Source organism: Streptomyces sp. NPDC127108 (assembly GCF_042677545.1).
In the GTDB taxonomy this organism is placed as follows: domain Bacteria; phylum Actinomycetota; class Actinomycetes; order Streptomycetales; family Streptomycetaceae; genus Streptomyces.
On the sequence record NZ_JBHXTE010000063.1, the window covers coordinates 1 to 22,742 of the forward strand.

Genomic DNA, 22,742 nt, shown 5'->3' on the forward strand with positions numbered 1-22,742 from the left:
TGTGGGGGGCGGCGGGGCGCTTGCGGGGACGTCGGGTGTGGTGGCGGGTGCTGGGTCGCTCGGGGACGGTGGGGAGGTGACGGTGGGCGGTGAGCCCGGTGCCGGGGCGGTGGGGGGCGGCTCGGGTGCTGAGGGGGGCGGTGGGCAGGCGGTGGGCGGTGAGCGGGTCGGGCCGGGTTGTGCTGGTGTCCCACTGTCACGGGCGGGTGGGTGGGACGGCAGCCGCGGAGCGGCGGGGGGCGGTCACCCCGGTGCCGGGACAGGGGCGGACGACGTGGGGAACGCGCGGTGGTGGGCGCGGCACCTGCTGCGGGAGACGCTGCTCCGCGTGGCCGACGCGACCCCGTACACCGGCGTCCTCCAACGCCTCGCCGCCCAGAGCCAGTTCGGGCCCGACTTCTGGCTGGCGCTGCCCCTCTCGGAGGCGGCCAGGTTCGAGCTGCTGCGGGCCGTCGTGGTCCACGACGGCCCGCCCGGCACCGGGCGCCGCTGCCTGGACGCCGTCGCGGAGCGGCTCGCCGCCGACCCCGCCGCCGTACAGCACCACCTGACCCGCTGGTTCGCCGACGAGAGGCCGTTGCGCGCCGCCCCCGAGGCGACCGTCGCCTCCGCCGCCCAGGCCCTCCTCCACACGCACCGCCACCGCGCCGTCGACGACCTCACCGAAGCCCTCGTCGACTGCGTCCACCCGCGCGCCGACGAACTCCTCGGCGCCCTCGCCGAGGACGAGCCGTCCGCGCTCTGCCGCGCCGTCGACCGCTGGGCCCACGACACCCGCCCCGCCCGCCGCGTCGCCGCCGCCACCCACGCCCCGCGTGCCGCCCGGCACACCTCCGGCGAGGCCGACCGCCGCCTGCTGCGGTACGCGGCCCAGACGCTCCTGGAGCGCCCCGACGACGAGGCCCTGCACGGCGCCGCCCTCGGCCTCCTCGTCCGCGACCCGCACACCCGCGCCCGCCACCTCCCGTACGCCCTGCGCCGCTTCGCCACCGGCGACCCGGGCCTGCCCGCGAGCGCCCTCGCCGCCGCCCTCGGCACCCACCCGGAGCCGGTGCTCGCCGCCTTCCGGGACCGGCTGCACACCCGCGACACCGGCACCGCCGAGGTCCTGCGCGGCCTCCCCGACGTGCCCTCGCCCGCCCTGGCCCGGCGCGTGGCGGACCTCGTGCGCGAGCGGGTGGAGCAGTGCCCGCGCGCCGCCGCGGACGCGGCGGCCCACGTGGACCTGCGCCTCGAACGGGGGCCGGAGGCGCGAGCCGAGCTGTTCCCGCTGGTGGTCGCCCTGCTGAAGGGACGCGGCGCGGACGTGCGCGTCGCCCTCGCCCCCGCCCTCGCCGCCCCCGGCACCCCCGTCTCGCGGCCCCTGCGCGCCGAGCTGCTCGACCTGCTGCTCGCCGCCGAGCGGGAGCCCGTCGTCTTCGAGGCCGTGCTGCGCGCCGTCGGCGGCCGGGGCGGCGGCGCCGAGCGCGACCGCGATCTCGTCCGCCGCACCGCCCTCCTCGCCGGCCGCACCCCGGAGGGCGCCACCGCCTTCGACCGCGCCCTGGTCGACGTGGCCCGGCGCGTCCCCGGCTTCGCCGCGCGGCTCATGGGCTGGCTCACGGACGCCCCGCAGGACTGGGCGGCGCTGGTCGGGCCGAGCGCACGGCGCACCATCGAGCACCTGACCGGCGAGGTGCCCGTGTCGGCGTGAGCTCCGCCACCCCGGCCGATGCGGGCGACAAACTGTCGGCATGGCAGTCTTAGACCTGCGCAATCGGCAAGGGAACGTACAGACGTACGGGCGTACGGATACATACACGGGTTCGGCGAGGAGCGAAGACAGTGCAGCGCTGGCGTGGCTTGGAGGACATTCCCCAGGACTGGGGGCGCAGCGTCGTCACCATTGGTTCCTACGACGGCGTGCACCGCGGTCACCAGCTGATCATCGGCCGCGCGGTGGCCCGCGCCCGTGAACTGGGCGTGCCCGCCGTGGTCGTCACCTTCGACCCGCACCCGAGCGAGGTCGTGCGCCCCGGCAGCCACCCGCCGCTGCTCGCCCCGCACCACCGGCGCGCCGAGCTGATGGCCGACCTCGGCGTGGACGCCGTTCTCATCCTCCCCTTCACCACCGAGTTCTCGAAGCTCTCGCCCGCCGAGTTCGTGGCGAAGGTCCTCGTCGACAAGCTGCACGCCAAGGCCGTCGTCGAGGGCCCCAACTTCCGCTTCGGCCACCGCGCCGCGGGCAACGTCGAGGTCCTCGCCGACCTCGGCCGGACGTACGACTACGAAGTCGAGGTCATCGACCTGTACGTGAGCGGCACGGCGGGCGGCGGCCAGCCCTTCTCGTCCACGCTCACCCGCCGCCTCATCGCCGAGGGCGACGTCGCGGGCGCCCACGAGATCCTGGGCCGCCCGCACCGCGTGGAGGGCGTCGTCGTCCGCGGCGCCCAGCGCGGCCGCGAGCTGGGCTTCCCCACGGCCAACGTCGAGACCCTGCCGCACACCGCGATCCCCGCCGACGGTGTGTACGCCGGATGGCTGCACGCCGACGGCGAGGCGATGCCCGCGGCCATCTCGGTCGGCACCAACCCCACATTCGACGGCACCGAGCGGACCGTCGAGGCCTACGCCATCGACCGCGTCGGCCTGGACCTGTACGGTCTGCACGTCGCCGTCGACTTCCTCGCCTTCGTCCGCGGCATGGCGAAGTTCGACTCGATCGACGAGCTGCTCGTCGCGATGGCGGACGACGTGAAGAAGTCCCGGGACCTGGTCGCGGCGGCGGACGACGGCAGTTAAGAGCCCGTCCGGCGTTTGAGGACGAGCCCGCAGGGCGATCGGCGGCGACCGGGCCCACGGCCGCCGTCACGCCGACCGCCAGGTCAGCCCCGAACCGCCGCCCAGTGACAGGCGACCTGCGTCCCCCCGGCGCCGGAAAGCACAGGCAAGTCCTTCGTGCGGCAGTCGCCCGCCACGCCGGCCCGCTCCGCCTCCCCGCTCGCGAGGATCTGACAGCGCGCGTGGAACCGGCACCCGCCCGGCACCCGGGACGGGTCCGGCGGCTCGCCGGTGAGCACCACAGGATCCCCCTCCGCCTCCGGAAGCACGGACAACAGCGCCTGGGTGTACGGGTGCTGAGGTGCCGTCAGGACCTGCTCGACCTCTCCGGTCTCCACGATCCGGCCCAGGTACATGACGGCGACCCGGTCGGCGATGTTCCAGGCCAGACCCAGGTCGTGGGTCACCACCAGCGCGGACAGACCGAGGTCCTGGCGCAGCCGGAGCAGCAGCGCCAGGATCTCGCCGCGCACGGACGCGTCCAGGGAGGCCACCGGCTCGTCCGCGACGATCAGCTCGGGCTCCAGGACCAGCGCGCCCGCGATGACGACGCGCTGGCGCTGGCCGCCGGACAGCTCGTGCGGGTACCGCAGGAAGAACCGCTCCGGCGGCCGCAGCCCCGCCCGGGACAGGGCCGCGCCGACGGCGGCCCGCTCGTCGCCCCCGTACCCGTGGATGCGCAGCCCCTCCGCCACGGCCTCGTACACCGTGTGCCGGGGGTTGAGCGAGCCGCTCGGGTCCTGGAGCACGAGCTGGACGCGCTTGCGGTACGCCTTCAGGGCGCGGCCGCGGTAGTCCAGCGGCTTGCCGTCGAAGGTGACGCGGCCCGACGTGGGCGGCACGAGGCCGAGGAGGGAGCGGGCGAGTGTCGTCTTGCCGCAGCCCGACTCGCCCACGAGCGCGACGATCTCGCCCCGCCGGATGTCGAGGTCCACGCCGTCCACCGCGCGCGCCGGGTCGGCGCCCCGGCGCCCGGGAAAGGAGATGCGCAGGTCGGAGGCGGTGAGGAGCGGCGCGGAATCGGTCGGGGGCTCGGTCGGGTCGAGGGTGGCTTCGGTGGTCATGCGCTTCTCCTCGGGGCCGGGCGCCCGGGTGGGCGGATCATGGCGTACGCCGGGTGGTGCGCGGCGTGGGGCGGTGGCGGGGCGGCGTACGCGGAGCGCGCTTCCCGGCGCCCAGCCGTTCGGCCCGCTCCGCGAGGCGACACCGTCCACGACCCCGTCACGGCGCGCCCTCCACCACCGGAGCCGATGACCGCGCCGTCTCCCCGGCCTCCCCGGACCCCGGCGCGCCCACGTGCACGCACGCCGCCCGCCGCGCCGGTCCCGCCGCGCGCAGCGCCTGGTCGTCCGTCGAGCAGGACTCGATCGCCTCCGGGCAGCGCGGATGGAACGTACAGCCGGAGGGCAGCGCCGAGGGGTCGGGCGGGTCGCCGGGCAGGCCGCGGGGCGCGAACCGCGAGGACGGGTCCCCGATGCGCGGGAACGCCGCCGACAGGGCCTTGCCGTACGGGTGCCGCGCCCGCTCGTACACCTCCCGCGCCGGACCCTCCTCCACCACCCGTCCCGCGTACATCACCGCGAGCCGGTCGCAGGTGTCGGACAGGACCGCCAGGTCATGGCTGATCATGATCAGGCCCAGGTCCTGCTCGGCCACGAGCTGCTCGATGAGGCGCAGGATCTGCGCCTGGATCATCACGTCGAGCGCGGTCGTCGGCTCGTCGGCGATGATCAGGCGCGGGTCGCAGGCCAGCGCCATCGCGATCATCACGCGCTGGCGCTGGCCGCCGGACAGCTCGTGCGGGTAGGCGTCCGCGCGTGCGCCCGGAAGACCCACGTGTTCGAGCAGCTCGCGGGCCTTCTTCTTCGCGCCGGCCGGGGTCGCCTTCTTGTGCAGCAGGATGGGCTCGGCGATCTGGTCGCCGATGCGGTGCACCGCGTTCAGGGAGTGCATCGCGCCCTGGAAGACGACGGACGCGCCCGCCCAGCGGACCGCGCGCACCCGGCCCCACTTCATGGCGAGCACATCCTCGCCGTCGAGCAGGATCTCGCCGGTCACCTTCGTGCCCGCGGGCAGCAGCCGCAGCAGCGCGAGCGCCAGCGTGGACTTGCCGCAGCCCGACTCCCCGGCCACGCCCAGCTTCTGCCCGGCGGCCACGGAGAGGTCGACGCCGCGGACGGCGGCGGCCCCGGACGCGTACGTCACCGTGAGGTCCCGTACGTCGAGCAGGGGTTGTCCGGCGCCCGCGTCGGCCGCCGTGGTCTCGGTCGTCTCGGTGGTCAACGGGACACTCCCAGCCTGGGGTTGAGCACGGACTCCACGGCCCGCCCGCACAGCGTGAACGCGAGCGCGACGACGGCGATCGCGATGCCGGGCGGCGCCAGGTACCACCAGTCGCCCGCGCTGACCGCGCCCGCCTCGCGCGCGTCCTGCAGCAGGCCGCCCCAGGAGACGACCGTCGGGTCGCCGAGGCCGAGGAACGCGAGCGTCGCCTCGGTGAGGATCGCGCTGGAGATGACGAGCGTGGTCTGCGCGAGGACCAGCGGCATGACGTTGGGCAGCACGTGCCGGGCCATGATGTGGCCGTGACCGCCGCCGAGTGCCTGGGCCCGCTCGATGTAGGGCCGGGACTCCACGGCGAGGGTCTGGGCGCGCACCAGACGGGCCGTGGTCGGCCACGTCGTCACGCCGATCGCGAGGATGACGGTCCAGACGGAACGGTCCATCACGGACGCGAGCGCGATGGCGAGGACGAGCGTCGGCATCACCAGGAACCAGTCGGTGACCCGCATGATGACGGTCGCGTACCAGCCCCGGAAGTGACCCGCGGTGATCCCCACGATCGTCCCGATGGCCACCGAGAGGAACGCCGCGAGCAGTCCGACCGTCAGCGAGATGCGCGCGCCCCACACGAGCAGCGCGAGCAGGTCGCGGCCGAACTGGTCGGTGCCGAGCGGGAATTCACCGCTCGGCGACTCCATGGCCTTGCCCGGCGCCTCGGTCACGCTCTGCGCGTCCGAGCCGACGAGCAGCGGCGCGAACACCGCGGCCAGGGCGATCAGGACCAGCGCCACCAGGCCGAAGACCCCGGCCCGGTGGGTGCGGTACTCCCGCCAGAAGCGGGCCGCGGAGTGCCGTCTGCGGGTCCAGGCGAGGGCGCGCGGGCTCTTCGCCTCCGGCGGGGCGCCCGTCTTCTCCGGCTCCTGCGGCGCGGGGACGGAGGAGGCTGTCTCGGTCGTCATCGGCCCACCCTGGGATCGAGCAGCGGATAGATCACGTCGGCCACCGTGTTCATCAGGATCACCGCCGTCGCGAAGACGAAGAAGAGCCCCTGCACCAGCGGCAGGTCCGGCACGCTGAGCGCCTGGTAGAACAGGCCGCCGAGCCCGGGCCAGGAGAACACCGTCTCGACCAGGATCGCGCCCGCGACCACCGTGCCCAGGTTCACGAACATCAGGGTCACGGTGGGCAGGAGCGCGTTCGGCACGGCGTGCCGCCGCCGCACCAGGTCGTCCCGCAGCCCCTTGGCCCGCGCCGTCGTCAGATAGTCGCTGCCCATCTCGTCGAGCAGCGACGAGCGCATGACGAGCAGCGTCTGCGCGTACCCGACGGCGACGAGCGTGACCACCGGCAGGACCATGTGGTGCGCGACGTCGACGACGTACCCGAACCCGCTCTCGTCACCGCTCTCCATGCCGCCCGTGGGGAACATCCCGGGCAGCGGCCCGACCCCCACGGAGAACGTGATGATGAGCAGGAGCCCGAGCCAGAACGACGGCACCGAGTACAGGGTCAGGGCGAGCCCGGTGTGGAAGCGGTCGCCGAAACGCCCGTTGCGCCAGGCCGTGCGCGTCCCGAGCCAGATGCCGATGACCGTGTAGAGGACGTACGCCGTGCCGGTGAGCCACAGCGTCGGGCCGAGCGCCTCCGTGATCTTCTCCATGACGGGGGTGTGGAACTGGTACGACGTGCCGAAGTCCCCGGTGAGGACATTGCCGCAGTAGTCCGTGAACTGCTTCCACACCGGCTGGTCGAGCCCGAACTCCTTGCGCATCGCGTCGAGTTGCTCGCTGGAGACCCGGCGCCCGCCCGTCATCTGCTTCACCGGGTCGCCCGGGATGAGCCGGAACAGGAAGAAGCTGGTGACGAGGACGGCGAACATCGAGACGAGCGCGCCGCCGAGCTTGCCCGCGACGTACTGGAGATAGGCGCCCGTGTTGCCCGCCCGGGGGCCGCGGCCCCGGAGGCCGGCCGGATCGGCCGGTCCGCCGGAAGCCGCGTCCTTGGCTTCGGCCTCGGCGGCGAGGATCGCCGCCGGATTCCGTTCGCCCCCGGTCATGCGTCACTCGCGGTGTGGGGGGACGTACGCGTGCTGTGGGGGGACGTCCGCTTGGCTGTCATCCGCTGGTGTCTCATGCGTTACTCGCGGTCCTCTGCGGTCGAGCGGCGGCGCATGGCGATCAGGACTCCGCCGCCCGCGAGCACCACCGCGGCGACGGCGATACCGATGATGACACCGGTCGAGCTGCCACCATCGGAAGAACTCTTCCCACTCGCCGGGACCGCCGACCACCAACTCCAATAGCCGTCCTGACCGTAGATGTTCCCCGCCGCCGACGGCATGGTGGTGATGGACTTGATCTGGTCCGTGCGGTAGGCCTCCACGGCGTTCGGATACGCCATGACGTTCATGTAGCCCGAGTCGTACAGCCGCGACTGCATCTGCTTGACGAGCGCGGCCCGCTTGTCCGGGTCGTACTCGGCGAGCTGCTTGTCGTACAGCTCGTCGAACTTCTTGTCGCAGATGAAGTTGTCGGTCGCCGCGCTCTCCTTGGCCTTCTCCGGCAGTGCGGGGCAGGTGTGGATGCCGAGGACGAAGTCCGGGTCGGGGTTCACCGACCAGCCGTCGAAGGCGAGGTCGTACTCGCCCGCGTACCAGGGCACGGACACGTCGTCGAGGCAGTTGACCTTCAGGCCGATGCCGAGGTCGCCCCACCACTCCTTGAGGTACTTGCCGACCGCCTTGTCGTTCGGGTCGGTGGCGTGGCACAGGATCCGGAAGTCGAGCGGCTTGCCGTCCTTGCCGACGCGCTTGCCGCCCTTCTTCTTGTACCCGGCCTCGTCGAGGAGCGCCGCCGCCCGCTTCGGGTCGTAGCCGAGCTCCTGGTCGGGGGAGGGCTTCCAGGCGTAGTCGGAGAAGCGCGGCGGGATGTACCCGGCGCCCTCGACGGCGTTGCCCTGGAACACCTTGTCGACGATCGTCTTGCGGTCCACGGAGAGGAAGAGCGCCTGCCGGACCCGCTTGTCGAGCAGCGCGGGGTGGCCGTCGCCGAACTTCTTGCCGTCGAGCGTGCGCGCGCCGGGGTTCGTGGCCAGGGCGAAGAAGCGGCGGCCCGGGCCTTCGTTCACCTTGATGTCCGACTCGCCCTTGAGGCCGTTCGCCTGAGCGGGCGTCAGCGCGGGCTGGCCCGCGACGAAGGACACCTCACCCTTCCGCAGCGCGGCCACGGCCGCGTCCTGGTCCTTGTACGTCTTGAAGACCAGCTCGTCGAACTTCGGCGCGCCGCGCCAGAAGTCCTTGTTGGCCTTCAGCTTCACGTACTGGTCGACCTTGAAGTCCGTGAGGATGAAAGGACCGTTCCCGACGATCGGGAAATCCTCGTCGTTGTTGAACTTGGAGATGTCGTCGACCTTCTCCCAGACGTGCTTGGGCACGATCGGGATGTCGAGTGCCGCCATGGTCGACTGCGGCTTCTTCAGTTCGACGACCAGTTTCGTCGGACTCGGCGCCGTCACCTTCTTGAAATTGGTGACGAAGTTGGAGTTCGGCGTCGCCGTGCCCTCCTTGGACATGATCTTGTTGAACGTCCAGGCGGCGTCCTCGGCCGTGGCCTTCTTCCCGTCCGACCACTTCGAATTCGACCGGATGGTGTACGTCCAGGTGAGCTTGTCCGCGGACGGCTCCCACTTGGTGGCGAACGCCGGGATGCTGTGGTTGTCCTTGGCGTCGTAGTTCGTCAGGTACTCGTACGTCAGCCGGTGGATGCTGGTGGACAGCAGCCGCTGCGCGATGAACGGGCTGAGCGAGTCGACGCTCTGCGCCACCGCGACGGTCAGCGTCTTCTTGTCGTCCGCCTTCGCCTCGGCCTGCTGCGGCGCCGGGTTGAGCGGGGTCGCGAGGCCCGCGGTGAGGGTGAAGGCGGCGACCGCGCCGGCGGCGAGGAGGAGGCGGGGGCGCCTGCGCTTCCGCGCGGGGGCCGCAGCGGCGGCTCGGGCCGCTGATGATGACCGTGTTCTGCCGTGCTGATCTTTTGTGTCCATGGATCGGTGACCTCGCGTCATCGCTTGCGCAGAGATGGCTGGTTACGGCTACGTGATCAAGGAACGTCCGGTTGGTTGTTGTGTGTGTATCAGCGCCGGTCATCGCGCGTCAACGGCCGGTGAACCCCATGTGGCCTGCGGAAATAACGAGTTGACCGGGAATTCATCCGCATTGGTCAAGACCACTGACGCCGTGCTGGCCAGAGAGTGGCACGCAAAAGCGCCCCGCCTTTTCGCTGGCGGGGCGCTTGCGGGGTTCCGATGTGTATCCGGTGTATCCGATGTATCCGGTGTATCCGGTGTTTCCGGGAAGGGGGTGGTTACTGCTGCTGGGGTGGCTGCGGCTGCCAGCCCTGTGGTCCACCGGCGGGGGGCTGGGGCTGCTGGGGGTGCGGCGGCTGGGCTTGGGGGTGCGGTTGGGGGGCCGCCCCGGCCTGCGGCTGCTGTGCGCCCTCCTGTGGCACGGTCCCGTAAGGCTGCTGCGCGCCCTCCTGCGGCACGGCCCCGTACGGCTGCTGCCCGCCCCCGGCATACCCCTGCCCCGGCAGCGGCGGAGCGACCCGCGGCGGCGGGTTGCCGTCCGACGTCCAGAGCCCCTGCGCCTGCTGCGCCCGTACGAAGTCCTCGGCGACCATCGCCGAGAGGTTGAAGTACGCCTCCCGCACCTTCGGCCGCATCATGTCCAGATTGACCTCGGCCCCGGCGGCCAGGTGCTCGTCGAAGGGCACCACGACGACCCCCCGGCAGCGGGTCTCGAAGTGGGACACGATGTCCTCCACCTTGATCATCTTCCCGGTCTCACGGACCCCGGAGATGACGGTGATGGACCGCGAGACGAGGTCCGCGTACCCGTGCGCGGACAGCCAGTCCAGCGTCGTGGACGCGCTGCTCGCCCCGTCCACGGACGGCGTGGAGATGATGATCAGCTGGTCGGCGAGGTCGAGGACCCCGCGCATCGCGCTGTAGAGCAGTCCGGTGCCGGAGTCGGTCAGGATGATCGGGTACTGCTTGCCGAGCACGTCGATCGCGCGCCGGTAGTCCTCGTCGTTGAACGTCGTGGACACGGCCGGGTCGACGTCGTTGGCGATGATCTCCAGGCCGGACGGCGCCTGCGAGGTGAAGCGCCGGATGTCCATGTACGAGTTGAGGTACGGGATCGCCTGGACCAGGTCGCGGATCGTCGCCCCGGTCTCGCGCCGCACGCGCCGCCCGAGCGTACCGGCGTCCGGGTTGGCGTCGATGGCGAGGATCTTGTCCTGCCGCTCGCTGGCGAGCGTCGAGCCGAGCGCGGTCGTCGTGGTCGTCTTGCCGACACCGCCCTTGAGGGAGATGACCGCGATGCGGTAGCAGGAGAGGACGGGGGTGCGGATCAGCTCCAGCTTGCGCTGGCGCTCGGCCTCCTCCTTCTTCCCGCCGAACTTGAACCGCGACCCGCCGCCCGCGGGACGGCTGCTCTTCGCCTTCTGCTTCTTGTTGTTGAGCAGCCGGTCGGAGGACAGCTCCACGGCGGCGGTGTACCCGAGGGGCGCGCCGGGGTTGGTCCGCTCCCGCTGATCGTGCTGCACGGGCTGCGGCCAGGCGGCACCGGCGCGGGGGTCGGCGGGGGCTTGGGGGGCCTGGGGGGCCTGGGGCATCTGGGGTGCTTGGGGCTGCGCCTGGGCCTGGGGCTGTGGTTGGGGCTGGGCCGCAGGGGGCTGGGTGTGCGGTGCCTGGGGCTGTACGGCCTGCGGCTGCGCGGCCTGCGGCTGCATGGCCTGCGGCTGCTCCGGTGCGGGAGGCGTGGGCTGCTGGCCGAGCTGGTTCGGGAACTGGCCCTGCTGGAAGGGGGGTTGGGCCTGGGCGTGCGGTTGCGCGGGCTGCTGGTAGGGGCCGCCGCCCGGCAGCTGTCCCGGGATGTGGGGGTGCTGCGCCTGCGCGGCTTGAGCGGCCTGGGCGTCCTGCGGAGGCTGGGCCTGCGGCTGGGCGGCCTGGGGCGGTGCCGTCTGCTGCGGGGGTACGGGCGCCGGGGGCGCGGCCTGGGGCTGCGGCTGGGGTTGGGCGGCCGAGAGGAGGGGCTGAGGTGCCTGAGGTGTCTGAGGTGCCTGGGCCTCTGGCGTGTGGGGTGCCTGAGGGGTGTAGGGCGCCTGAGGGGGCTGCGGTGCCTGGGCTGTCTGAGGCGGCTGGGGGAAGCCGTAACTTCCCTGCGGTGTGGGGGAGTTGGCCTCCGGTGCGGGGGTCGGGGTCGGCGTCGGGAAGCCGTATCCGCTCTGCGGCGGAGCCGGGGTTTCGGCGGGCTGTGTGGGCGCCGGGAAGCCGTACCCGCTCGGCGGGGGAGTGGGCGTCTCGGCGGCCGGGGCGGGCGCGGGCGCCTGCGCGGTGGGGGCGGCCGGGGTGGTGGGCGCGGTCCAGGGCTGCGGCGTCGGCGGCTGGGGCTGCGGCTGGGCCTGGGTCGGGGCGGGCTGCTGGTCCTGGGTGACGGGGGTCGGGTCCGGGGCTGAGACCGGGGCCGGGGCTGGCGTCGGGGCCTGGGTCGGCGCGGGCCACTGCGGGGCGGAGGTCGGTGCCGCGGGCTGGAACGCGGGCGGCAGCGGCGGGAGTCCGGCCTCGGGGGTGGGCGGCGGGGTCCAGGCGGGCGGGGTGGAGTCCTGTACGTCGTCGAGGGCGGCCGGGGCCTTGGGGGCGGGGCCGGGGGTGGACTCGGTGTGGGGCTCGGGGGTGGGGTCGGACGTGGCGTCGGAGGTGGCGTCGGGCTTGGGCTCGGCGTCGATGGTCGGCGCCACGTCGGCCTCGGCCTCGGGCGTCGGCGCCGGGTCGGCCTCGGGCGTCGGCGCTGCGTCGGCCTCGGCCGGGGTGCCGGTCTCGGCCTCGGGCTCGGCGTCCTGATCGTCGCCGCTGCTGGACCGGGGGTCGGCGCCGAAGGATCCGGCGACGAGCGCTGCGGCGAGGGAGTCGAAGTCGGTGCTGGTGCTGGTGCCGGAGTCGACGTCGGAGCCAGAGTCGGAGGCCGAGCCGGCTTCGGCGTCGGCGGCGGCCTCGTCGGCGTCGGCCCGGGAGACGGCTTCGGCGGACTGCCCCGCAGCCTCAGGCTCCGCATCGTCCCCGGAGTACTCGGCGTCCTCGGCGTCCTCGACCACGGCACCGGAAGCCGACTCACCGACGAGTCCCTCATCGGAGCCGACACCGGCGACGTCCCCGACCGCACCCGAGTCGGTCGGACGCGCGTCCGTCAGACCTGCGCCGTCCGGACCATCACCCGCGTCGGCCTTCTCCCGACCAGTGCCCGCCTCACCCTCATCACTTCCGGCATCGCCCGGCGCGGACGCGCGGGAAGCATCCCGCTCGGCCATCTCACGCCGCAGGGCGGCGGGGGAGAACCGCATGGTGGCGCCGCTCTCCAGGTCACCACCGCCCAGGGCGTCACCCCCGAGGCTCTCGGCGACGGGAGCGGCGGCCCGGTCCTCGTCGGAGGAACCGGTGCCCGAAGCGTCTCCGCTCCCGGCACCCACACCACGTACCGGAACGGAGGAAGAGACGCCTGCCACGGCGCCGCCCCAGTCCGCCACGCCCCCGGAAGCCGGAGGAGTCACCGGCGGGGCGGGCGGAACAGCGGGAGCCGTCGGCGGCACGGGCGGAGCGGGCGGGGTGATCGGCTGCCCCGTCGGCGGCGCGAGCTGGAACCCACTGCCGACAGGGAGCTTCGGCACGGCGCTTGCCGGAACGCCGGCAGGCACACCGGACCCACCGGAACCCGCACCGGACTCACCGGAACCCGTACCCCAAGATCCGGCCGGAACCTCGGAGCCCCCGGCAGCACCGGACTCGGCGGCAGCGGCGGCATCCGCCCCCGGAGCGGAACCGGCCGAAGGCGAAGGAGAGGCGGACGCGTCACCGGAGCCGACGACGGAAGCAGGAGTGGAGACGGCGGATGAGGAGGGCGACGCGGACGGCGTCTCCCCGGCACTGCCGGACGCGTTCTGCGTGTACCAGGCGGGCGGGGCATAGTCGATGGTGAACTCGCCCGTTGTCTCGGCAGCGGACTCCGCGTCGGACTGATCGTCGACGGGTGTGTCCCAGCCGCCGCGGATCTTGTCCCGATCGCTGTTCACAATGCCTCCTGGTGTGGTCGAGCACGTTCGTGCCGTGGTGGGAGGCGACCGTTCCTGTCGTCCGATCCGCCTGGCTCTCCCCGTGTGAGGGACGCGCGCACCCCGCGTACGGGTTTTGGCGTCGCCCTTGTCCCAGCCTAATCACCAAAAGCACCAGCACGGCAGGCCAGTCCGTCCCCCGGTCGGCGACCGTTACGTCACGCCTCACTCAAGTCCGGTCAACTCCCGCCAAACCACGTGGACAATCCGCCCAACCACTCTCGAACCCCACAAACCACACGACCACCGACGAGCCGCCGGACCCCGTCAATCCCCTCCGCCCCTCCCATCCCTCGGTTCCCGGCCCCTATCTCCTCGGCCTCAATCTCCTCAGCCCCTCTCCTCGGTCCCCCGCATCTCTCAGTCCATCCGCCGAGCCGCCCCCAGCAGCCCGATCTCCGCGTCCGTGCCCTGCGTCACCACGTACTGCCGGTCCCGCTCGGCGCACCACAGCGTCACCCCGTCGGCGAGCGTCGGCAGCGAGTCCACGTCGCCGCGGGGCAGCCCGAGCGAGCGCCCGATCTGTGTGGCCTCGTCGGGGGAGACCCGCTGCACTCCCACGAGCCGCGCCTGCCGGATCAACCGGGGCGCCACGGGGCTGAGATAGGGCAGCAGCGTGAGCACGGACTGCCAGGGTCCGGACACCACCCGCCCCCGAGGCGGCCGCATCCCGCAGTCCCGCACCACGAGCACCGGACTCCCGGCCGACGCCCCCATCGGCGGCACCCGCCCCACGTCATGCACGGACATCCCGGCCTGTCCGACCCCGAGGGCCTGCACCAACTGCGCCCAGGCCTGCGCCCGCCCGGTCTCCACAGCGACCCGCGCACCCGTGGCGGCGGCCCGCAGGGCGATCACCTGGGCGGTCCAGAGGCCGCCGATGAGCAGGACGTCGTACGGAGTGGGGCGGTTCACGCCGAGCACGGCCGGCTGCCCGGCGGCGTCGGCGCCTATGACCACGCCGTCGTCCCCGATGGGCAGCGCGAGCAGGTCCACTTCCTCGACGGAGAGCGCGTGCCGCCGGTGCCGGGGGCCGAGCAGCCCGAAACCCGTCCGTAGGGCCGCGCGGAGGCCGTCCGGAGGCGGAGCCGGTGCGGGAGCCGGTGGTGCGGGGATCGGCGAAGCGCTCATCAGCGCGTACCTCCGAGCGGCAACGTGGCGAGCATGGCGGGCAGTTGCTCCCGGTCCAGGCGCAGCAGGCCCGTCCCGGAGTGGCGCGCCGCGTGCTCCAACGCACGGCGTGCCGCGACCAGTTCGGCGTCGCTCCGGCCCGTCACCCGCATGTGGCCGCGCAGCGACACCGCCTGCCGCTCGTCGCGCGCCAGGGTGAGGCTGAACGTGGTGGCCAGCGTGGGCACCGCGGTGAGCAGGGACACCAGCTGCGGCAGGGAGGGGCCGCCGCCCGGGCCGCTCAGCCGCGGCCAGCGTCGTACCCAGTACGTCGTGTGCCGTCGGTTGTCGCAGCGCCAGGCGCGCTGGGACTCCTCGGTCCTGCGCGCGGGTGGCCCGTCCGCACCGGCCTGCGCCATCGCCAGCGGGTTGGCGCAGGCGGACGTGGCGACGGCGGCCGTCAGCTCGTCCTCGGTCAGGAGCGTCGCCCGGAATCCCGCCCCCGTCAGACGGCTCGCCAAGTGGTCCGCCGCCCGCACCGCGCACTTCTGCGCCCCGACGAGCCCGCCGCCCCGTGCGGCCACGGCCTCCGGGCACCGCTCCGGGTCGAGTTTCAGGGCTATCCACGTGATGCGCACCGCGGGGGCGCCGGTCTGTGCCTGCAGCGGCGCGTAGTTGCTGACGGCCACCGACTGCTGTGGCAGGTGCAGTGCGGGCGCGGGCTGCGTGTGCAGCACGATCTGCGCCGACTCCAGACGGATCCCGTCGACTTCGAGGGTGTCGCGCACCAGCGCGACGGGCAGCGGTTGCCGCGTCCGCTCCACTCGCAGGGCCGTCGCGTCCGACTCCACCTGGAGGACGACGGTCAGGAAGCTGCCGTCGCCGATCATGCCGATGGGCCGCCGGTCCTGGTCCTTCCCGCGGCTGTACGCGTACGTCCGCAGCGAGGGGTCGCACTCCACGGCCGGGGCGAGCCCCGGCTCCGTACCGGGCGGCACCGGTGTGGCGGCGGCGCGGCGTCTGCGGGCGCGCAAGGCCCAGACGGCCGCGAACAGTTCGGGCAGCGAGCGGCCCCGTCGTCGTACCACCGCGAGCAGCAGGAGCACCGCCGCGACCGCGCCCGCGGGAACGAGGGCCACCGGCGAGACCACCCAGGCGGCGAGCAGCAGCGCCGCCGCGATCTCGACGAGCGCCAGCTGTCGCAGCCGCAATGAACCGGCGTGCCCGGAACGGAACTTCAGGTGATGCACCATCGGTCCTCGGCCAGGCGTCTGGCCGGATGTCACCGGCGGCCGCGTCCGCGTAACGGAAGCCGTCACTCCAAACCCCCTGAATCTCCCGAAAACCGGTGCACAGCAAGCCCCTTGAGACCCAAGAACCTTACCCACCCCACACGCATGACTACTCAACAGGCATAGTAGGAGCCCGGTCTGACAACGAACGAGGGGGTAAGCCGACCCTCGGCGCTGCACAGGGGGAACACGGACAGTCATGGCATCACGGCGCGACGAACTCAACGCCTACACGTTTGCGAAGCGTCGTACGCTCGCTGCCTTCATCCAGCCCACACCCTCCGGCTCGGAGGAGAGCGCCCCGCGACCGCTGCGCGGCGTGCTTCCCGGGATCGTCGTCGGGGTGATCGTTCTGGCCGTTTTCGGCGCGTGGGGGATGCTCAAGCCCGCGGCCAAGCCCGGCTGGGACACGCCGAAGGAACACGTGATCGTCGCGAGCAAGTCCACGACCCGGTACGTGATCCTCAAGACCGACGGCAAGCGACAGCTGCACCCGGTCCTCAACATGGCGTCGGCGAAGCTCCTCCTGGACGCCGACAAGGGCGAGGTCATCAAGGTCTCCGAGTCCGTCCTCGACAAGGGGAAGATCCCGCGGGGCGCGACCATCGGCATCCCGTACGCCCCCGACCGGCTGCCCGCCGCGTCCGAGGCCGGTTCCGCCAAGCGCTGGGCCGTGTGCGAGCGTCCGGCGGACGGCGAACGCGCCATCCAGAAGGCCGCGTTCGTCCTGGCGGAACGCGACCAGGACAGGACCGAGGGCCGCGAACGGCTGCGCGGCGGCCAGCTGTTGTACGTCGTCGGGCCCGACAAGACGCGCTATGTGGTCGACGCGCGGGGAACGGCGTACCGCGTACCCGCCGGGAACGAGAACTCCCGGAACGAGATGCTGCTGCGCGCCCTCGTAGGCGCCAACCGGGAACCGCAGCGGGTGTCCCGGCAGTGGCTGGAGACCCTGCACCGCGGCCACCTGATCTACTTCCCGAAGGTGGACGGCGTCCCCGGAGAGGACGCCGAGGTCCCCGACCTCCAGGAGCCCGGGGCGAACAAGGTGGGCATGGTGCTCAGGGCCCTCAACGGGGACAAGAAGCAGTACTACGTAGTGCTGCCCGGACGCGTCGCCCCGGTCTCCGACTTCACCGCGCACCTCCTGCTCGCGAGCCCCGACCTGGCCGGTCTGAGGCAGGGGAGCACCGCCCGGGACGTCAGCGCCGGAGCGATCAGCCCCGTCGAGGAGGAGTTCGGCGCGCGGCACGTATGGCCGCGCCACACGCCGACCCCCGTCAACGAGGCCTCCTCCGCGCGCGGCAGCCGCAACACCGTCTGCAACGTCCTGCGCCACGTCGACGGCGACAGGGGCCGCACCACGCTGAGCACGTGGGCGGGCACGGACTTCCCGGCTCCCCTCCCCGCCGGGTCGTCGAGCGCGTACGTCACGCCCGGCTCGGGCCAGCTCTACCGGCAGTTCACCGGCAGGGACACGAAGACGGGCGGCGACTTCCTGGTCACCGACACGGGCCTGCGGTACGCGATGCAGTCCAACAGCGACAGCGCGACGGACGACGCGCGGATCGGCGTGACCGCCAAGCAGCGCGAGGAACAGCAACAGGAGTCGGAGCAGGCGCGCACCCGGCTCGGCTACGGAGACGCGGACGTGTCCCCGGTGCCCGCCGAATGGTCGAGGTTCCTGCCGACGGGCCCGCGCCTGTCCACGGGTGCGGCACGCCAGCCGCAGGGTTCCTAGGGGGCGCCGAGATGACGTACGCACGCAGGACGTGGGCGGCCGTCGGCGCGGCCCTCGTCGTCACGGCGGCGACACCCGTCCCGGCGGCCGCGGAGCCGTCGGCCTCGGACCGGTGCGAGTTCCCCAACAAGCCGTACGCGGGCCGCCCGTGGGCGCTCCAGCGGGTCCTGCTCGACGAGCTGTGGCGTCAGTCGACGGGCAAGGGGGTCACCGTCGCGGTGATCGACACCGGGGTCGACATCAAGAACCGCCAGCTCAAGCCCGCGGTGGATGCTTCGCGAGGCCGCAACCTTCTCCGCAAGAACCTCAAGGACGCCGACGGCAACAAGATCAAGCGCGGCAAGGAGAACGGCACGTCGGACGCGGTCGGCCACGGCACCCGCGTGGCCGGGATCATCGCGGCCCGCCCGGCGAAAAACACCGGCTTCGTGGGCCTCGCCCCCGACGCGAAGATCATCCCGATCCAGCAGAACGACGCGGAGGGCCACGGCGACACCGCCTCCCTCGCCCGCGCCATCGACTACGCGGTGGACGAGGGCGCGCAAATCATCAACATCTCCCAGGACACGGCGAACGCGGTGAGGCCGGCCCAGGAACTTGAGGACGCGGTGAACAAGGCCATCGCGGCGAAGCGGCTGATCGTCGCCTCAGCGGGCAACGACGGCTTGGGCGGTAATGTCAAGAAAACGTACCCCGCGTCCTACGAAGGCGTCCTGGCAGTGGCGTCATCGGACCGCAACAACGAACGAGCCCCGTTCTCCCAGTCGGGCGACTTCGTGGACGTCGCGGCGCCGGGCGTCGACATGATCTCCACGGTCCCGCTGGGCGGCCACTGCTCCGACAACGGCACGAGCTTCTCCGCCCCGTACGTCGCCGGGGTCGCCGCCCTCATCAAGTCCAAGCACCCCTCCTGGACCCCCCGCCAGATCACCGCCCAGATCCAACAAACAGCCGAACGCTCCACGTCCGGCCACGACCGCCTGGTCGGCTGGGGCGTCGTCGACCCGGTCCGCGCCCTGACGGAGGACGACCACCCGATCGAACGCCCCATCGCCCACGAGGGCGTGGAACGAGGCAAGGCCCCGAGCGCGGCCAAGCTCCACCTCGGCGAAACAGAGGAGGAACGCACTGCGCGCATCGCCACGTACGTGGCCGTGGGGGCTGTGGTCGTGGTGGCGGGGTTGGGCGGGGCGGGGGTGGCTTTGCGGGATGGGCGGCGGAGGCGGGGCGGGCAGGGCGCCGGGAGGGTGAGCTAGCGGTCCCGGGCGGCTGCGGAACGGCTCCCACCCACAGCCGCCGTCACCGGACTCCGCGCTCCCTCACGAATCGCCGGACAGCTTGGCGGGGAGGTCGCACCGGGCATCACGGTGAGCGAACCCCGCCGCCCCGACAGCCAGTTCACGCAGCGCCGCCCGCGCTTCACTGTCGCTGGAATCGCCCTTCTGCTTGAGCTTGACGATCACGCTGAGATTGTATTTCCCACCGGGGATCTGTCCTGCGGGCACACATGGCACAAAGATTCCAGCCCTGCTGCTCGAAGCGACCCCCTCGTCCCCGGCCTGAAAACCCTTGAGCCCGCGACGGCTGCCCGCAGTATCCAACACCTCACTCCTGATCCAGCCTTCCGGAGGTTCGGCGCGCATCATCTCTGTCCGAACACTGAGAAGAATCTTGTCGTCGCCCCAGACGAAGCAGTCGGAGGTGTAAGAGCTCCCGTCACTACCCACGCGAGTCCCTGGAGTCTCCTTGAACGAATACTCGGACTCACGTGGGAGAACGCTCTTCAATGAGCTGACTGCCTTCTTCTTGGTCCCAAAGGAGTCGCAGAGCCGCGTCGCTCTGATCTCCCCGACCGACGACTCGAACGGAGGGAAGTCCAAGAGATAGGCCGAGCCGAGGGCCAGCCCGATGGCGAGCACACTTGCACCAGGAATAATGAACCGCTTCTGTCCCGTGAACATCTTCAGTCTTCCTCATCCAACTGCCTCGGAACACCTTGACCGTCAAAAGCGTCGTTCACGTTGGTCTTGGCATGGCTGAACCCTGTCTCTGCAGCACTGGCGGCAACGGAGATGATGTGCGGCGACGAGTTCCCCGCGCTTTCGCCAGCCCTCTTTTTCGGCAACGGGCCGGTGGCGCTCCCTCCTTTTCGCGCAGAGGTGGGAGCCATCCAGGCGCACAGCAGTTGATGTCTCGGAAGAAGCAACTTGAGAGTCTAAGCCGCTCCGGCGGTCGACTTAAAGGGTGCACACAGTTGTGTCAATAATTACGAGTTGTCTGGTCGTGCCGACCAGAATTGCGATTCTACGTTCGGAGTGGGGACCTTCGTTCCTTGATAGTCGTGCCCTGTGGTTTGAGTCGTGGGCTGCCTGACTTCAGACTGCTTTACGCAAGCTGTTTGGACGTTCAGATGAAATTGCCCCTTGTAGCCAACTGTGAGGGCCATTTTCAGTACACCGTCGTCGGCATCTGCATAAATGGCTGGAAACTCCCGATTCGGGTTGACCTTCGTGATTTTGTATCCCGACTTCTTCCAGAAGCGCTCGATGACGCCGAGGAGGGCTGCTCGCCGCTCCGTTGATACCCGGGTCATGACGACTGCACGGCGTGTGACATCACCGAGTCCAGAGGAGCCAGTGCAGGGTCCATCATCGGATACATCATGGGTCCAGTGGAGCGGAGGCTTGACTGATGACAGAGTCTCGAGAACTAACGCGTCGGCCTTTTCTGCCGCTTCCTGCATATTCACGCCGGAAGTCCCTTCCTCATCGGTTGAGTTACTGTCGCTTCCTCCACACCCTGCGAGGAAGGCAAGGAAAAGAGCGAGAGTGATGGTCCTGGGTGGGAGGTACTTCATCGAGGCGCCTCCGTTGAAATAGTGTCAGACTGCCCGGCAACGATTCTGGCGATGTTATCCGCAGCCGAAGGGTTCCTTTCGGGGTCAAAGTATCCGGAGTGCGCGGGAGTTGCCCCTTTCCCCGACAGGCCAAAGGCCAGGGGGCCGTCGCCGCTCTCCATTCTCGTGGCGCCGAAATCCTTACTTGCCGGATCCCTGCCGAACCAGAGCTGATCGTCTCCATACTTGGGGGGTCCCGAGGTGAATATGCTGAAGAAGTCCTTCTTCGGCGGCAGGTGAGTCACCGGGTCGTTGTCGGCGGACCCGACGAAGACGTGGCCCTTGCCGACATTGAGTTCCGACGCATGCTGAGCGCCAGTCCCCGGGCTGCCCAACAGAACGATGTCGTCAACGCCCGGTATCCCTCCTGGCTCCCTGGCGGCAGTACCTACGGCGAGTGATCCGTAAGAGTGGCCGATCGCTGTGATGTGTGGATTCTTATGCTCGTTGGTGGCCTGTATGCCGTCCATGAATTGGTTGTAGGCGGGAGCACCCTTTTCGGCGTCTGTTGCCGACGCGACACCCATGAGGCCTGGTGCGTCGTACCCCAGCCATACAATTGACGCACTGGACGGGTCGTAGACTTGCGCTCCCTTCGCCGTCTGAAAGGCCCTGCGGGCCGTTCCATCTGCGAAATCAGAGCTGAGCTTGGTTCCAAGACCTGGGACATATGCAGATACGTTCTTCGCGGTATCTGGGTTCCCGTAGCTGACGATGGCTCGTCCGTTTCCTTGGTCGCCGACTCCTAGCAGGTACATGGGTTGGTATTTACTTTCCTTCAGGCTGTCCTGGAGCCCCTTCAGGCCTTGGAGTTTATCCTGGACGGCATCTCCTTTCTGGCCTTCCAGGCTGGCAATGGTCAGACTCAGGTTCTCGCGGTTCGCCTCGTCGCGAGCCACGGCCGGGATACCGTCTAGATTCCCGATTACATCGGGGAAGGATGTGATGTATTCCTGGCGCTCCTCTTCGCTGAGGCGATCCCACCACTCTTTGCGCTCTGTCGGCGACTTGTCCAGTACCCGATCTGCCAGGTAGTGCCTGGCAGCTCCACCTACCGCGTCGACGTCCCCTGCTACATCAGCCCATGTCTTGGTGGTGACGTCGACCCCAGTAGCCGCCCTGAGCTTGTGCAGTGCCGCTCTATAGCGCTCGTCGATCTCGCGAGCCTCTCGAAGCGCGTAGGCGAGGCGGTCTGCGATACCCTGGGCTTTCGCTCGATGAGGATTGGGACTGATCAGCGCAGGAGAGCCCGGCCCCTTACCAGGGTCGTATTTCCCATCACCGTCGAGATACAGCCCTGGATTTCCGGATCCGACAAGGCCGTTGTTGCCCAGGACAGTGCCACCAGGAATCTTGGCACCCGTTATACCGTTCTCGCCGCCGGCAGGATAGTCAATAGTCCCATCGGTATTTACCTTGTACCCGTGGGATGCCGCCTCATCTAGCGCACTCCGCAGTCTTCGTCTGGGTGATTCGAGTTCAGTGGCAAGTCCGTCTACGGCCCCGCGGATCAGACCGGTTTCCGTATGAATGTAGTGGAAGTTCTTGCTGAGGCGCTTGAGTCGTTTAACTGCCGACTTCGCAGACTCGCCTTCCTGTGTCTTGGAGAGGCTGCCACTCATCTCGGCGTCGACGCGCTCACGAGCGGCGTCGGCGCGCCGGGAAGCAGCGGCCCAGCCGTCAGCGGCGCCGGTCAGCTCGGACAGTTTCAGGTCTCTGAGTTGTTGCCAGGTCAGAGATGATGCTGTGGCCACGGAACTATTCACCTCTCCGGGTGCCGGGCACCCGCACTGCGTCGGTGTCCGCTCCCACCTTGACGTCGACCTCGCCCAACTCCACGGCCACACCGCGCAGATTGGGCTCAAGGGACACACACTCGTCACGCGCCGAGCCCAGTCGCGCCTTCCAGGACGTGAGGACGTCAGTCAACGCACTCAAGCTGGCGAGGCCCTCCGCGCCACCGGAGACTCCTTCGTGGGCGGCGTGCAAGTCTGTCCTGGCCTTTCTCATGGTGGTGCTGAGCTCATTTGCCACACTGGCGGCACGCACCCACGGTTTGCGAGTGTGCCTGAGGGAACCAGTGCCGTCGCCGTGCCCGCCAGCAGAGCCTCCGTTGTTGCTACCGGGCGCCTCATTGAGCTGCATCTGTGCCGACTCACGCGCGATCGCTTCGGCCTTGAGCTGTTCCCACTCGTCCCATGCCATACGAGTCCCTCCTGCTTCGGTGCCACTCCGAGGCCAACTGTGTCCCAATCGACTAGTGGGGATCGGTATCTGAACCGGAGTGAGGGTAGCGACAGTTGCCACCTCGGTGACTGAGTACGGGTACTCAGTTGACTGGGCAGCGGACGCGGGGTCGCGCCCCAGCCGGCACGCCAACGCAGTACGCAGCAATGAGCGATTCGGGCGGCGTCGGCGTGGACACCCGAGCTTGGGCG

The 22,742-nt window shown here is 70.6% G+C and carries 16 protein-coding genes; 4 read left to right on the forward strand and 12 right to left on the reverse strand.

The genetic code is table 11. The features are described from left to right. Positions 1–274 precede the first annotated feature (274 nt). Both ACFVHO_RS36625 and ACFVHO_RS36630 read left to right on the forward strand, forming a co-directional pair. The gene (locus ACFVHO_RS36625) at positions 275–1,693 is read left to right on the forward strand and encodes a hypothetical protein (protein WP_385724633.1); all 1,419 of its coding nucleotides are present in this window, start codon (positions 275–277) and stop codon (positions 1,691–1,693) included. A 131-nt stretch (positions 1,694–1,824) separates the two neighbouring features. Beyond that, positions 1,825–2,781, forward strand: coding sequence for a bifunctional riboflavin kinase/FAD synthetase (locus tag ACFVHO_RS36630; RefSeq protein WP_385724636.1), 957 nt, complete (start codon positions 1,825–1,827; stop codon positions 2,779–2,781). A gap of 83 nt (positions 2,782–2,864) precedes the next feature. On the opposite strand, the gene ACFVHO_RS36635 is transcribed toward ACFVHO_RS36630, so the two are convergent. The 8 genes from ACFVHO_RS36635 to eccE all read right to left on the reverse strand — a co-directional run bounded on the left by ACFVHO_RS36635 (position 2,865) and on the right by eccE (position 15,628). After that, positions 2,865–3,884 (reverse strand): ABC transporter ATP-binding protein, encoded by a 1,020-nt coding sequence (locus tag ACFVHO_RS36635; RefSeq protein WP_385724639.1) that lies wholly within the window; start codon positions 3,882–3,884, stop codon positions 2,865–2,867. A 157-nt stretch (positions 3,885–4,041) separates the two neighbouring features. After that, a complete protein-coding gene (locus ACFVHO_RS36640; protein ID WP_385724641.1) occupies positions 4,042–5,103 on the reverse strand; it encodes an ABC transporter ATP-binding protein in 1,062 nt (353 codons plus the stop codon). After that, a complete protein-coding gene (locus ACFVHO_RS36645; RefSeq protein ID WP_385724643.1) occupies positions 5,100–6,062 on the reverse strand; it encodes an ABC transporter permease in 963 nt (320 codons plus the stop codon). Before ACFVHO_RS36645 ends, ACFVHO_RS36640 begins: the two co-directional genes overlap by 4 nt. Next, positions 6,059–7,159 carry an ABC transporter permease gene (locus ACFVHO_RS36650; protein ID WP_385724645.1) on the reverse strand — a complete coding sequence of 367 codons (1,101 nt, stop codon included), beginning with the start codon at positions 7,157–7,159 and terminating at the stop codon, positions 6,059–6,061. Before ACFVHO_RS36650 ends, ACFVHO_RS36645 begins: the two co-directional genes overlap by 4 nt. Positions 7,160–7,239: 80 nt before the next feature. Further along, positions 7,240–9,141, reverse strand: a complete 1,902-nt coding sequence (locus ACFVHO_RS36655; protein WP_385724647.1) for an ABC transporter substrate-binding protein — start codon at positions 9,139–9,141, stop codon at positions 7,240–7,242. A gap of 320 nt (positions 9,142–9,461) precedes the next feature. Then, positions 9,462–13,226, reverse strand: coding sequence for an SCO5717 family growth-regulating ATPase (locus tag ACFVHO_RS36660; RefSeq protein WP_385724649.1), 3,765 nt, complete (start codon positions 13,224–13,226; stop codon positions 9,462–9,464). Positions 13,227–13,625: 399 nt separating this feature from the next. Further along, positions 13,626–14,396: a hypothetical protein gene (locus tag ACFVHO_RS36665; protein WP_385724651.1), complete on the reverse strand. Its 771-nt coding sequence runs from the start codon at positions 14,394–14,396 to the stop codon at positions 13,626–13,628. Beyond that, positions 14,396–15,628 (reverse strand): type VII secretion protein EccE, encoded by a 1,233-nt coding sequence (eccE, locus tag ACFVHO_RS36670; RefSeq protein ID WP_385724652.1) that lies wholly within the window; start codon positions 15,626–15,628, stop codon positions 14,396–14,398. Before eccE ends, ACFVHO_RS36665 begins: the two co-directional genes overlap by 1 nt. A 238-nt stretch (positions 15,629–15,866) precedes the next feature. Here eccE and eccB point away from each other — a divergent pair, with 238 nt between their 5' ends. Both eccB and mycP read left to right on the forward strand, forming a co-directional pair. Next, positions 15,867–17,408: a type VII secretion protein EccB gene (gene eccB / locus ACFVHO_RS36675; protein WP_385724654.1), complete on the forward strand. Its 1,542-nt coding sequence runs from the start codon at positions 15,867–15,869 to the stop codon at positions 17,406–17,408. Between the two features lie 11 nt (positions 17,409–17,419). Next, the gene (gene mycP / locus ACFVHO_RS36680) at positions 17,420–18,664 is read left to right on the forward strand and encodes a type VII secretion-associated serine protease mycosin (RefSeq protein WP_385724656.1); all 1,245 of its coding nucleotides are present in this window, start codon (positions 17,420–17,422) and stop codon (positions 18,662–18,664) included. Positions 18,665–18,727: 63 nt separating this feature from the next. On the opposite strand, the gene ACFVHO_RS36685 is transcribed toward mycP, so the two are convergent. From ACFVHO_RS36685 to ACFVHO_RS36700, 4 genes are all read right to left on the reverse strand, one after another. Then, positions 18,728–19,369 carry a hypothetical protein gene (locus ACFVHO_RS36685; RefSeq protein ID WP_385724658.1) on the reverse strand — a complete coding sequence of 214 codons (642 nt, stop codon included), beginning with the start codon at positions 19,367–19,369 and terminating at the stop codon, positions 18,728–18,730. Positions 19,370–19,674: 305 nt separating this feature from the next. Further along, positions 19,675–20,265: a hypothetical protein gene (locus ACFVHO_RS36690; protein WP_385724660.1), complete on the reverse strand. Its 591-nt coding sequence runs from the start codon at positions 20,263–20,265 to the stop codon at positions 19,675–19,677. Beyond that, positions 20,262–22,058 carry an alpha/beta hydrolase gene (locus tag ACFVHO_RS36695; RefSeq protein WP_385724661.1) on the reverse strand — a complete coding sequence of 599 codons (1,797 nt, stop codon included), beginning with the start codon at positions 22,056–22,058 and terminating at the stop codon, positions 20,262–20,264. The genes ACFVHO_RS36690 and ACFVHO_RS36695 overlap by 4 nt, the downstream gene beginning before the upstream one ends. A 4-nt stretch (positions 22,059–22,062) precedes the next feature. Further along, positions 22,063–22,509 (reverse strand): amino acid ABC transporter permease, encoded by a 447-nt coding sequence (locus ACFVHO_RS36700; protein ID WP_385724663.1) that lies wholly within the window; start codon positions 22,507–22,509, stop codon positions 22,063–22,065. Positions 22,510–22,742 lie beyond the last annotated feature (233 nt).